The organism is Roseobacter sp. YIN89, from assembly GCF_057219365.1.
On record NZ_JBXVVD010000002.1, the window covers coordinates 893,554 to 905,908 of the forward strand.

The 12,355-nt window shown below is 56.9% G+C and carries 11 protein-coding genes; all 11 read left to right on the forward strand.

The features are described 5' to 3' along the window. The first annotated feature begins 20 nt into the window (after positions 1 to 20). Positions 21 to 371 carry a hypothetical protein gene (locus tag AC2D8V_RS10545; RefSeq protein ID WP_484733483.1) on the forward strand — a complete coding sequence of 117 codons (351 nt, stop codon included), beginning with the start codon at positions 21 to 23 and terminating at the stop codon, positions 369 to 371. Continuing rightward, positions 368 to 1,486, forward strand: a complete 1,119-nt coding sequence (locus AC2D8V_RS10550) for a TFIIB-type zinc ribbon-containing protein (protein WP_484733484.1) — start codon at positions 368 to 370, stop codon at positions 1,484 to 1,486. Before AC2D8V_RS10545 ends, AC2D8V_RS10550 begins: the two co-directional genes overlap by 4 nt. Next, on the forward strand, positions 1,483 to 2,154 hold the full coding sequence (locus AC2D8V_RS10555) for a nitroreductase (protein WP_484733485.1): 672 nt from the start codon (positions 1,483 to 1,485) through the stop codon (positions 2,152 to 2,154). The genes AC2D8V_RS10550 and AC2D8V_RS10555 overlap by 4 nt, the downstream gene beginning before the upstream one ends. Then, positions 2,151 to 2,597 (forward strand): D-aminoacyl-tRNA deacylase, encoded by a 447-nt coding sequence (dtd, locus tag AC2D8V_RS10560; protein ID WP_484733486.1) that lies wholly within the window; start codon positions 2,151 to 2,153, stop codon positions 2,595 to 2,597. The genes AC2D8V_RS10555 and dtd overlap by 4 nt, the downstream gene beginning before the upstream one ends. A gap of 40 nt (positions 2,598 to 2,637) precedes the next feature. Then, a complete protein-coding gene (locus AC2D8V_RS10565) occupies positions 2,638 to 3,738 on the forward strand; it encodes a glycerate kinase type-2 family protein (protein WP_484733487.1) in 1,101 nt (366 codons plus the stop codon). Between the two features lie 48 nt (positions 3,739 to 3,786). Further along, positions 3,787 to 5,781: a CocE/NonD family hydrolase gene (locus AC2D8V_RS10570; protein WP_484733488.1), complete on the forward strand. Its 1,995-nt coding sequence runs from the start codon at positions 3,787 to 3,789 to the stop codon at positions 5,779 to 5,781. A gap of 129 nt (positions 5,782 to 5,910) precedes the next feature. Further along, a complete protein-coding gene (locus AC2D8V_RS10575) occupies positions 5,911 to 7,506 on the forward strand; it encodes an ABC transporter substrate-binding protein (protein ID WP_484733489.1) in 1,596 nt (531 codons plus the stop codon). A 13-nt stretch (positions 7,507 to 7,519) separates the two neighbouring features. Beyond that, positions 7,520 to 8,476 carry an ABC transporter permease gene (locus AC2D8V_RS10580; RefSeq protein WP_484733490.1) on the forward strand — a complete coding sequence of 319 codons (957 nt, stop codon included), beginning with the start codon at positions 7,520 to 7,522 and terminating at the stop codon, positions 8,474 to 8,476. Continuing rightward, complete coding sequence (locus tag AC2D8V_RS10585) at positions 8,473 to 9,285, forward strand: ABC transporter permease (protein WP_484733491.1); 813 nt, start codon at positions 8,473 to 8,475, stop codon at positions 9,283 to 9,285. The genes AC2D8V_RS10580 and AC2D8V_RS10585 overlap by 4 nt, the downstream gene beginning before the upstream one ends. A gap of 91 nt (positions 9,286 to 9,376) precedes the next feature. Then, entirely contained in the window at positions 9,377 to 11,014 is a 1,638-nt protein-coding gene (locus tag AC2D8V_RS10590; RefSeq protein ID WP_484733492.1) for an ABC transporter ATP-binding protein, read from the forward strand. A 534-nt stretch (positions 11,015 to 11,548) separates the two neighbouring features. Next, a complete protein-coding gene (locus AC2D8V_RS10595) occupies positions 11,549 to 12,319 on the forward strand; it encodes a PAS domain-containing protein (protein WP_484733493.1) in 771 nt (256 codons plus the stop codon). The last annotated feature ends 36 nt before the right edge of the window (positions 12,320 to 12,355 follow it).

Below are 12,355 nucleotides of genomic sequence, written 5' to 3' on the forward strand. Positions count from 1 at the left end.
GGTCCGTTTTGATCCTGCTGATGTTGTTGCTTGCTGCCGGGGTGCAGAACACCGTGCTGGCGTGGAGCTTTTCACTTGCGGGTCTTCTTATGGTCGGCATTGCATTGGGCAAAGGCCTGATGAACGGGCCCGGTCCGAAGCTGCAGGGTGGTTTGCGGCGGACCCACCCTTGGATGAGCCGGGGAATGTACGCTTTGCTCGGCTGGGCCGCGATCTGCGTGGTTTTTAATTCGCTTGATTTACGCATACCCGGTCCAGAGGCGCGAACCGTTCTTATGATACTGCTTGGAACCGGTTTGCTGCACGGCGTGTTTCATCTCTGGCGCACGACTGCGCTAAATGATGGCGCCCTGCGACGGATGTTGCCATGACCGATACTTCCATACCGACGCCGCCGGTCGCACCGATAGAGGAAACGCACTTTCCTTGCGACACCTGCGGTGCAGACATGCGGTTTGACCCCGCGCGCGCCATGCTGATCTGCGACCATTGCGGCAACACAGAAGAGTTATCTTCTGGCTTCCAAGTTGCGCCTATCGCCGAACTCGATTTCGAACAGGCGCTGCGCAATGCTCTTCCACAGTCTGAAATAGAGGAAACCCGCGTCTCAAAGTGCCCAAACTGTGCAGCAGAGGTTGCCTTTGATGCGGACCTCCACGCCACGGAGTGCCCGTTCTGCGCCACCCCCGTCGTCGCGGACACGGGTGTGCATCGGCACATCAAACCTCGTGGGGTTTTGCCCTTCCATCTTGATGAGCGCACTGCCCACAGCGCAATGAATGACTGGCTTGGACGCCTGTGGTTTGCCCCAAATGGATTGAAGGAGTACGCCCGCAAGGGTCGAAAGATGCAGGGCATCTACGTTCCTTACTGGACATATGACGCGGATACCGCGTCGCGCTATGCCGGACAGCGCGGCACGGTCTATTACGAAACCCGTCGTGTCGTGCAGAACGGCAAAAGCTCGACGCAGCGCGTGGCCAAGGTGCGATGGCGCCCGGTATCCGGCCACGTTACGCGGTTTTTCGACGATGTGCTGGTACTGGGTTCTACCAGCCTGCCAAAAAAATTCACCGATGCGCTGGCGCCATGGGATTTGTCGCATCTTGAACCCTACGCGCCCGAATACCTCGCCGGTTTCCGAGCGGAAGGCTATTCGGTCGACCTTCAGGGCGGCTATAAAGAGGCGCGAGAGATTATGAATGCGACGATCCAACGGGATATCAAGTTCGATATTGGCGGAGATCGTCAACGCATAGGCAGCGTGGATACAACGGTCCGCGATGTGACTTTCAAGCACATCTTGCTGCCCGTTTGGCTGGCCGCATACAAATACCGTGGTGAAACCTATCGTTTTGTCGTTAACGGCCGTACCGGCAGGGTACAGGGCGAGCGCCCCTACTCAGCGATCAAAATTGCCATCGCGGTGATAGCCGGAGCGATTGTCGCCGCAGCCTTTGGATATTTTTACGCGATGAACCAATGAACGATCTCGAAAGACTGCATGCGTTGATGCGAGCACGCTTTTCATGCCGGGCGTTCAAGCCTGATCCGGTGCCGCGACTGGATATCGAGGCAATCGTGGCAACTGCAACCCGCGCGCCGTCATGGTGCAACGCGCAGCCTTGGCAGGTCACTGTGACCGACACCGCAGCGACCGAAAAATTTCGCGCGGCTTTGAAAGAGCACCTTCAGTCCGCTACACCCAAGCTCGACCTGCAAGGTCCGGAAGGTTATCCGGGCGTTTACGGTGACCGAAGACGGACCTGCGGCTGGCAACTTTATGATGCGGTAGGGGTGAAAAAAGGCGATCGGGTCGGCTCTGCCGAACAGATGATGCGCAACTTTGACCTGTTCGGCGCGCCACATGTGGCCATCGTCACCAGCCCGCGTGTTCTGGGCGGCTACGGCGCAATGGACACAGGCGGCTTTGTTTTGGCCTTCACCCTTGCGGCGCGTGCGCTTGGCGTAGACACGATCCCGCAAGCAGCGGTGGCAAACTACGCAGAATTCGTACGCGGTTACTTTAGCATTCCCGAAGACCGTATGATGCTTTGCGCGATCTCGTTTGGCTACGCGGACAAAGATCATCCGGCGAACAGTTTCCGCACTGAACGTGCCGATGTCTTGGACGTAATGGAGTGGGCGACATGAGAGCACTGATCCAGCGAACCAACGCCGCAGCCGTGCGGGTCGGCGGAACCACAATTGGCGAGATCGATTCAGGGCTTTTGATTTTGGTGTGTGCCATGCCCGGCGACACGCCCGAGACAAGCGCAAAGCTTGCAGCCAAGATCTCCAAGCTACGTCTTTTCAAAGACGACGCTGGCAAGATGAACCTGAGCCTTGTTCAAACCGGAGGTGCCGCGCTGGTGGTGAGCCAGTTCACCCTCGCCGCCGATACATCTCGCGGCAACCGGCCCGGATTTTCGGGTGCCGCCGGGCCGACCGAAGCAAAAGCACTGTTTGACCAGTTTTGCGCAGATCTCAATGCATTGGGCATCCCCGTGCAAACTGGAGAATTTGGCGCAGACATGCAGGTGTCACTGGTAAATGACGGCCCTGTCACGCTGTGGCTGGACACGAACGCGCCTTAGAAGGCTTGCAAGCCCCCGGCAATCGGGACACAAAGCGCGCATGACCGATCTGACTGATCTATTTTCTGCCGGTGTACAGGCTGTTCGCGGCGATAAAAGCGTGGCCGCAGCACTCGCCGATGGCACCACGCCCGCACCTGACCAGATCATCGCCGTTGGCAAGGCAGCAACAGCGATGGCACGCGCGGCGTGTGACCATTTCGGAGCGGTACCCACGCTGATTGTGACCAAGTATCACCACGGTGAAGGTGCACCTGATTATGCTAACGTCATTGAGGCGGCACATCCGGTACTGGACGAAAACTCGATGCGCGCAGGCCAGAGAATTCTTCAAACCGTTCAGGAAATGGCGCCAGATACCCACTTGCTTATGCTTGTTTCGGGCGGTGCGTCTGCGCTGGCAGAAGCGCCAATCGACGGGCTGACGCTGGAGGGTTTGAGCGCGCGCACCACTGAGTTGCTCGGTTCCGGTGCCGACATTCATGCAATGAATGCCGTGCGCAGAACGCTCAGTCAGATCAAAGGTGGCAAGCTTCTGACCCATTTTGCGGGCGCTCGTGTAACAACGCTCGCCATTTCAGATGTGGAAGGCGATGCCCTTGGCGTCATCGGTTCGGGCATCGGTGATGCCGCCGCTATTAGCGCGTTTGAATTTGCGCCTCGGATCGTTGCCAGCAACCGTATCGCGCGACAGGCGGTAATCGACGCGGCGCAAGCTGATAACCTGAAAGCGAATGATGCGGGCGAGATTCTGTACGCAAATGTCGAGCAAGTCGCGCCGTTGGTCGGCAAAACCTTGATCGACGCTGAGCCTGGCATCTACGTCTTTGGCGGGGAACCTACCGTCATACTTCCGCCAAACCCGGGTCGTGGTGGCCGAAATCAGGCGCTGGCATTGATGCTAGCGCAACAGATCGCAGGACACGCAGGCATCGATATTCTGGTTGCTGGCACCGATGGCACCGACGGTCCGACTGATGCTGCAGGGGCAGTCGTCAGCGGTACTACGTGGGAGGCATCAGCCGCTGAGGCTCTGTCCAGGGCGGATGCAGGCAGTTGGCTTGACGCCCGCGGCGCATTGCTGCGCACCGGACCCACCGGAACAAATGTGATGGATCTGGTTATCGCCCGAAAGGCCTGATGCACCGCCGCGCTTGACAGAATCTGCGCGCATCGCAACCGTGCGCGTATGACAAAGGTCAATTCCCTGCGCGACATCGAAGAACACGCTGATTTTGGCATCACCCTGTCTGACGGGTGTCGATTATCCGCGCGTTTGTGGCGGCCCACAGATGCGCAATCCGATCCGGTGCCAGTCATTTTGGAATACTTGCCCTATCGAAAACGCGATGGGACTTGTGCGCGCGATGCCCTGACCCACCCCTATTTCGCGGCGCGCGGCTATGCCTGTCTGCGTGTGGATATGCGCGGCAACGGAGACAGCGAAGGCCTGATGGCCGACGAGTATACGGCACAAGAGCTATCGGATGCAGTGGAAGTCATTACCCGGATCGCCGCAGAACCTTGGTGCAACGGGCGGGTCGGTATGATGGGCATAAGCTGGGGCGGTTTTAACAGCCTGCAAGTTGCGCAACTGGTCCCGGAACCGCTAAAGGCCATCATAACGCTGTGCTCTACTGTGGATCGCTTTGCCGATGACATCCACTACAAAGGCGGGTGCCTTCTCAATGAAAACTTAGGCTGGGGGGCCACCATGTGGTCCTATTCCAGCCGCGCACCGGATCCTGCCCTGCGTCCGGATTGGCGCGAGATATGGCTGGACCGGCTTGAAAACGAACCCTTTCTTCCGTCTGTCTGGCTACGCCATCAGCGACGCGATGCGTACTGGCAACATGGATCGGTCAAAGACGACTATGCACCAATCACCGCCAAGGTTCTGGCCGTGGGCGGATGGGGTGATGCCTACAAGAATGCAGTTCCGCAACTGGTCGAGGCATTGCCTGGCGCAAAAGGGATCGTTGGCCCGTGGGTCCACAAATATCCACACTTTGCTGTTCCGGAGCCGCGGATCGGATTTCTGCAAGAGGCGCTTCGCTGGTGGGACAAGTGGCTTAAAGATATCGAAACAGGCGTCGAGAACGATCCTGATTACCGCGCCTTCATCATGGACGGGGTACGTCCGGCGCGCTGGTACACCGAACGCTCCGGCACATGGGCTGCAGAGGAATACGGCGCGACATCACATATACCGCATCGGACGCTTCATCTGACAAACGCTGGCTTGTCGGACGGCTCCGGTGCATTGGCCGCGAGAACAATCGCTTCTCCGCAAGACTGCGGAGCGGAAGCAGGCGAATACTGTGCGATTTGGCTGGGACCAGAAATGCCCGGAGACCAGCGCGCCGACGATGCCGTTTCCATGTGCTTCGATACCGCGCCTGTCGAAGCGGATACCGACATTTTTGGCGCACCGCGTATCACTCTGGTCTTGGCCGCCGATAAACCACAGGCACAGATCGCCGTACGCCTCAACCACATCCACCCTGACGGTGCCAGTACGCGGATCACCTATGGCGTACTGAACCTCAGCCATCGTGACAGCGCTGCAAACCCCGAAGCGATGCCCACTGACACCCCCACGCGCGTCGTTTTAAATCTCGATCACATCGCTTATCGTTTGCCTGCCGGACACAGGCTCCGCCTCGCCTTGTCATCGACGTATTGGCCACTTGTCTGGCCCGCCCCTGACGCGGCAACCCTAACTCTTTCGCAAGGTACGATTAATCTGCCGGTTCGCCGGACAGCACACAGAGACGAGGTATCGTTTCCCCCGCCGGACTCGGCGGCACCTTGGGAGACGGAGACAATACGCGAAAGCGATAACAGCCGCGTCCGTGAAGTTGATTTGAAAACGGGCATGGTTTCTCTTGTGATTACTGACGATTTCGGCAAGGTCCGCGACACCGAGCATGGTTTGGTCCACGGCTCTGTTGCGCGAGAACGCTGGGATATCCACCCTGATGATCCGTTGTCGGCACGCGGGACCTGCCACTGGACTGACGAACTGGAGCGTGACGACATCCGGTTGCGGACCGAAACCTACAGCCAAATGTGGAGCGATGCGGCGTACTTCTACCTGAGCGCGCGACTGGAAGCCTATGAAAACGGCGAATTGATCCATGCTCGCGACGTTTCTGATCGTGTACCGCGGGATCACCTTTAAAACTGGCCCTACACTTTCTCGGTATTAACCCTTGCGAGACTGTCAGAAATGCGCAAGCCTACTGCCATAAACACAGATAAATAAATCAAGAACATGCGCGAAAAGCGCTCCAACGCTTGGGAGATCCAAATGAAAACCGAACTTGAATACCTCAGTACCCGTGTGACCAAAGGGCTGATGACGCGCCGCGAATTCGTGGGCCGTGCAGCGGCACTGGGTGTAACAGCGGCTGTTGCCAATTCCATGCTGGCCACTGCTGCCAAGGCGGCGGGGCCTGTCCGGGGTGGCACATTGAAACTTGGCGCACAAGGCGGCGAAAGCACCAATACGCAAGACCCTGCATTGACCGCATCCGAGGTGCCGCTGAACAACCTGCGCTGCTGGGGTGAAACACTCGTCGACGTGGACGAAAACGGTAGCCTCGACATGCGTATGGCCGAAAGCGTCGAAGCTTCGGCAGATGCCAAGCAATGGGTATTCAAGATCAGAAAAGGCGTTCCGTTCTCGAACGGCAAGGACATGACCCCGGATGACGTGCTGAAAACCATGCAGCGCCACTCGAACGAGGACAGTCAATCGGGTGCATTGGGCATCATGCGCGGTATCGAAAGCATGAGCGTCGACGGCGACAACTTTATTGTGAACCTGACTACTGGCAACGCAGACCTGCCATATCTGATGGCAGACTACCACCTGATGATCCAACCCGGTGGCGGGATGGACAACCCCGGTGCTGGCATCGGCACGGGCCCCTACACAATCGAATTCGACGAGCCCGGCGTCCGTCACGGGTTCAAGCGCCGCGATGATTACTGGGACAGCGAAAACCGCGGTTTCGCAGATGCTGTCGAGCAACTGGTTCTAAACGATGCAACCGCGCGCACTGCAGCACTGCAATCCGGTCAGGTGCACATGATCAACCGTGTCGAACCAAAGGTTGCCGGCCTTCTTGACCGCGCGCCGAACCTAAGCGTCAAATCAGTCGCGGGTCGCGGCCACTACGTGTTCATCATGCACGTCGACACGGCTCCGTTCGACAGCAAAGAGCTTCGTCTGGCGCTGAAATATGCGATCAACCGTCAGGAATTGGTCGACAAGATTCTTCGCGGCTATGGCACCGTCGGAAATGACTTCCCGATCAACGCGTCCTATCCGCTGTTTGATGACAGCATACCGCAACGCGAGTTCGATCTTGAGAAAGCGGCAGAACACTACAAGAAATCCGGTCACGACGGGTCGCCGATCATTCTGCGTACCGCAGACGGTGCCTTCCCCGGAGCCGTGGACGCGGCAGCGCTCTTCCAGCAATCAGCGCAGGCCGCAGGTATTCCGCTTGAGATCAAACGCGAACCGAACGACGGTTACTGGTCCGAGGTCTGGAACGTACAGCCTTTCTGTGCTTCTTACTGGGGTGGCCGTCCGGTGCAGGACCAGATGTACTCGACGGCGTATCTGTCGACTGCGGACTGGAACGACACACGCTTCAAGGTCCCGGAGTTTGACGAGATGCTTTTGTCCGCACGCGCCGAAATCGACGAGGCGAAGCGCAAGGAAATCTATTCCAAAATGGGCATGATGCTGCGCGACGAAGGCGGATTGATCCTGCCAATGTTCAACGACTTCGTTGGCGCGATTGCCAGCAACGTCGGCGGCTGGATCGAAGATCCAAACGGGTCCTTGATGAATAACAAGGCCGCGATCAAGTGCTGGCTCACAGACGCATAAGGCCGTCTGAAAGATGCACCCGATACTGAAACTCGTAGCTCAGCGCCTCGCGCTGAGCTTTCTTTTGCTGGTCGCGGCGTCGGCTTTGATTTTTGCGGGCACGTCCATCCTTCCGGGAGACGTCGCGCAACAAATCCTCGGGCAGTCAGCCACGCCGGAGGCGCTTGAAAATCTTAGGCGCGAACTTGGCCTGAATGAACCTGCATTGACGCGCTATTTCTCATGGCTCGGCGGGATCCTTCAGGGGGATCTTGGAACCGCGCTGACAAACGGCCGCGACATCGCAGAAAGCCTCGGGGAGCGCCTCTCCAACACGCTTTTCCTCGCCTTCTGGGCCGCCGTTATCTCGGTTCCGCTGGCGATTTTTCTGGGTCTGTTGGCCGTGCGCTACAAGGACCGCTGGCCCGACAAGCTGATATCCGGCGTGACGCTCACAACGATCTCGATCCCTGAATTCATGATTGGCTACGTTTTGATCTACTGGATTTCGATCCAGATGGGCTGGTTCTCTTCGGTGGCGATCGTCAATGACAGCATGACATTAGGACAAAAGCTCAACGCCATCGCGATTCCTGTGATGGTTCTGACGCTCGTGGTACTCGCTCACATGATGCGGATGACACGCGCGGCGATCCTCAATGTGATGCAATCGGCTTATATCGAAACGGCCGAACTCAAAGGCATGCCGATGTTGAAGATCATCCGCAAGCACGCCTTTCCGAATGCGATCGCTCCCATTGTCAATGTGGTCATGATCAACCTGGCCTACCTCGTTGTAGGTGTCGTCGTGGTCGAGGTGGTCTTTGCCTACCCGGGCATGGGGCAATACCTCGTGGATCACGTGGCAAAACGGGACATCCCCGTGGTGCAGGCCTGCGGCCTTATCTTCGCCGCGGTGTATATCGGTCTCAACCTCATCGCCGATATCGTGTCGATCCTTGCCAACCCAAGATTGAGGCACCCGAAATGAGAATACCACTGGCTGCCCTGATTGGGCTTTTCTTTACGGGCCTGTTCTTCCTGATGGCGATATTTGCGCCTCTGATTGCCCCTTACGGTATGGCCGAAGTCGTCGGGGATGTCTGGGAACCGCCGTCAGACCAGTTCCTGCTTGGAACCGACAGTATCGGCCGCGACCTGCTGAGCCGAATGATCTACGGCGGACAAACCACTATCTTCATCGCAACCGCAGCAACCGCACTCAGCTTCATCACAGGATCGGTGCTAGGGTTTTTCGCCGCCGTTTCCGGCGGTTGGATCGACCAGTTGATCAGCCGCTTTGTCGACCTGATCATGTCGATCCCGTCCCTCATCTTCGCTTTGGTGGTTTTGTCGGTCATGCCGACCACAATCACGATCCTGATCGTACTCATGGGACTTTTGGACAGCACTCGCGTCTACCGACTGGCGCGTGCCGTGGCGGTGGACATTACCGTGATGGACTACGTCGAAGCCGCACGACTACGTGGTGAAAAAATCGGCTGGATCATCTTTCGCGAAACCTTGCCGAATGCGCTGTCGCCTTTGGTGGCAGAAATGGGCCTGCGCTTTATCTTCGCGGTACTCTTCGTATCCACCCTGTCATTTCTGGGTTTAGGCGTTCAGCCCCCACAAGCGGATTGGGGAGGCATTGTGAAAGAGAACAAGGAAGGCATCAATTACGGCATCGCCGCGGCACTCTATCCTGCCTACGCAATCGCTGTGTTGTGCATTTCCATCAACCTCGTCGCCGACTGGGTACTGAACCGCACCACCAGCCTGAAAGGAGGCCGGGGATGATCCACGCACCGGAAACCACTGACCGGGTTGGCGGGTGGGCGCCTTTGGCGCAGCCAAACAGACCAACCGCCAACTCTGCAGGTACGACGTTATGACTTCTCCGCTGCTCAAAGTCCGTGGATTGAAAATTGGCGCGACGATATATCCACCCGGTGAGAAATCCCGCAAGATAGAGATCGTCCACGGCGTAGACTTTGATCTCGAACCCGGCAAGGTTCTCGGACTTATTGGCGAATCCGGTGCAGGAAAGTCCACCATAGGTCTTGCCTCCATGGCCTATGGCCGAGGCGGCGTGGAAATCACCAGCGGCTCGGTCGAAGTGAATGGCCGCGATATCCTGAAATCCGGCATCCGCGATATCCGCCGGTTGCGTGGCGCTGAGGTAACCTATGTAAGCCAATCGGCCGCCGCCTCTTTCAACCCAGCCAAGAAGATCATGGAGCAGGTAACAGAGGCCGCTATTCTGCAGAACAAGTTTTCTCGGAAAGAGGCCGAAGAACGGGCCGTCACGCTTTTCACTAAACTGGGATTGCCAGATCCGGAAAACATTGGTCAACGCTATCCCCACCAGGTGTCCGGCGGACAACTGCAACGCTGCATGACCGCGCTTGCGCTTTGCCCGGAGCCGGATCTGGTGGTATTTGACGAACCAACAACAGCTTTGGATGTCACAACTCAGATTGACGTGCTCGCCGCGATCAAAGAGGCGATCCAAGATACTGGTGTCGCGGCGCTTTACATCACTCACGATCTTGCCGTGGTCGCTCAGGTATCTGACCACATCATGGTGCTTCGAATGGGCGAAATGGTTGAATACGGCACAGTGGATCAGATCATCAACGCACCACGTGAAGACTACACAAAGGCGCTGGTTTCTGTCCGCTCCATTGAGCATGAAGAAAAGCAGCCCACACCCGATCCTGTGCTCAAGGTCGAGGGCGTTACAGCGCGCTACAAGGGCACCAACTTCGATGTCCTAAAAAACATCAATGTTGAACTACACCCCGGCCAGACACTCGCGGTGGTCGGGGAATCCGGATCGGGAAAATCCACACTCGCCCGTGTGATCACAGGCCTGTTGCCGCCCTCGCAGGGGAAAATCACATTCGATGGGCGCCAACTGACGCCCGACCTTGCGACCCGCCCGCTGGAAGACCTGCGCGAATTGCAAATGATCTACCAGATGGCAGATACCGCGATGAATCCGCGACAAACTGTGGGCACCATCATCGGACGGCCGCTTGAGTTCTATTTCGGGCTAAAAGGGGCGGAAAAGCAGAAGCGAATTCAAGAATTACTTGACGAAATCGAACTTGGTACCGGGTTTCAGGACCGGTACCCGGCGGAACTCTCAGGCGGTCAAAAACAAAGGGTCTGTATTGCGCGGGCTTTGGCGGCCAAACCCAAAATGATCATCTGTGATGAAGTAACCTCAGCGCTTGACCCGTTGGTCGCTGACGGGATTCTCAAACTCTTGCTTGAACTGCAAAAGATAGAAGATGTCGCCTACCTCTTTATCACCCACGATCTTGCAACGGTTCGGGCGATCTCTGACAGTATCGCCGTGATGTATCAAGGCGAGGTCGTTCGCTATGGGCCAAAAAGCCAGGTTCTCAGCCCGCCGTTTGACGACTACACCGACCTGTTGCTGAGTTCGGTTCCCGACATGCGGCTCGGCTGGTTGGAGGACGTGCTCGAGAATAGAAAAATGGAAAGTGCCGGCAATTAGCCGCGCGCTTCAGATTACCGTTTTGAATCCCCTGAAAACCGGCACCGGTTGCGCAGCCCCACGCGTTCCCGGCGCCAATCAAAATGTCTGCTCAAGCGGTCAAGCGACAAGAGCGCGACATGTGGCGCGCCTTATCGGACAGCTAAAGCCGCGCCCCGTGATCTAATGCAATCAGCGACCAGATAGACGACACCGCATTGGTCAAAAACCGGCAAGTACGCGGCGGGTCTGTCTTTGCAAAAAGGTACCTAGGGCGTTGTCGGCCATGCACTTGCGCGACAGTTGGCCCCGCGCTCCGGCATCATGTTCAGCGGCATGGGCACGAAACGATCGGCTGCACAGAAGTCCACCACCTCCCTATGAAATTGCACCCAAGGCACCACAACGAATAAGCCGCAAAATCTCACGCCAGGATTTTACCCCACGGGTTCGGTCAAAATTAATTCTTTTTTTACGCCTTTTCAGTTTCTTGGTCGTACGATCACCTTCTCACGATGGTCGCGCACTCTGGACCATTGAAGGACAATTCACCGAATGAGACATGTTGACGGACCTTCATGTTCTCGTCATGACGAGGCGCATTATCCAAAGAAAGATGACCCATCCTGCAAAGGGTTAGAGGCGACAGAGATACCGTATGATCTTTCCGCTGCGGCAGATCGGGTCGTTTCACCCATTTTGAGTGAGAAATGTGACGACATGCAGGTCGCGGTGTGCCTCGCGACGGTATCCAGACCGAATTTGCCAATAGTCTTTGCCAACTCTCATTTTGGCGAGATGACCGGATGGTGTTCTGACGAAGTCATCGGCAAAAGTAGTCTTTTTCTCAAGGGAACACTCACTGAACAAACCTTGGAAGATGAAATCTCTCTGGCCGTTCAACAAAACGAAGATATCTCTTTTGCGCTCATCAACTACCGCCGCAATGACGCATTGTTCTTCAATCTGATGAGCGTACGCCCCCTGCCCGTCGGTTGTGGTGAGCCGCTGTTGATGATCTGCCAGTCCGAATTCACCCCGGCCCGGGGAATGCGTCCGCATTTGCCGCTCATCTCCGCTTTGGACGCCACATGGCGTGGCGTGCGAAACGGTGTGAGCCGCTCGTCAAAATCCCTGACGGAAACCGATATGTACCAGTTGGAAAGCCTTTCAATTCGTTTCGAAGCGGCGTTCCTGCGCGCGCAAAATGCTGTGATCCGGAAACCATCACCCAAAATGCTTCGGCGTCTTGCCGAACTCGCAAAGATGCAAACACATCAATTGCTGTCCAGTCAAAACGCCCGAATCGAGCAGCGCAGCGGATAAGCGTCCGTTGAAAACCGTTGCATCCTGATCCGCGCT

What these genes read in the sequence shown, in the direction of transcription:
- AC2D8V_RS10595 (WP_484733493.1), top strand. Translation starts at nt 11,549, where the DNA reads ATGAGACATGTTGACGGACCTTCATGTTCTCGTCATGACGAGGCGCAT.
- AC2D8V_RS10585 (WP_484733491.1), top strand. Translation starts at nt 8,473, where the DNA reads ATGAGAATACCACTGGCTGCCCTGATTGGGCTTTTCTTTACGGGCCTG.
- AC2D8V_RS10545 (WP_484733483.1), top strand. Translation starts at nt 21, where the DNA reads ATGTTGTTGCTTGCTGCCGGGGTGCAGAACACCGTGCTGGCGTGGAGC.
- AC2D8V_RS10575 (WP_484733489.1), top strand. Translation starts at nt 5,911, where the DNA reads ATGAAAACCGAACTTGAATACCTCAGTACCCGTGTGACCAAAGGGCTG.
- AC2D8V_RS10580 (WP_484733490.1), top strand. Translation starts at nt 7,520, where the DNA reads ATGCACCCGATACTGAAACTCGTAGCTCAGCGCCTCGCGCTGAGCTTT.
- AC2D8V_RS10590 (WP_484733492.1), top strand. Translation starts at nt 9,377, where the DNA reads ATGACTTCTCCGCTGCTCAAAGTCCGTGGATTGAAAATTGGCGCGACG.
- AC2D8V_RS10555 (WP_484733485.1), top strand. Translation starts at nt 1,483, where the DNA reads ATGAACGATCTCGAAAGACTGCATGCGTTGATGCGAGCACGCTTTTCA.
- AC2D8V_RS10565 (WP_484733487.1), top strand. Translation starts at nt 2,638, where the DNA reads ATGACCGATCTGACTGATCTATTTTCTGCCGGTGTACAGGCTGTTCGC.
- AC2D8V_RS10550 (WP_484733484.1), top strand. Translation starts at nt 368, where the DNA reads ATGACCGATACTTCCATACCGACGCCGCCGGTCGCACCGATAGAGGAA.
- AC2D8V_RS10570 (WP_484733488.1), top strand. Translation starts at nt 3,787, where the DNA reads ATGACAAAGGTCAATTCCCTGCGCGACATCGAAGAACACGCTGATTTT.
- dtd (WP_484733486.1), top strand. Translation starts at nt 2,151, where the DNA reads ATGAGAGCACTGATCCAGCGAACCAACGCCGCAGCCGTGCGGGTCGGC.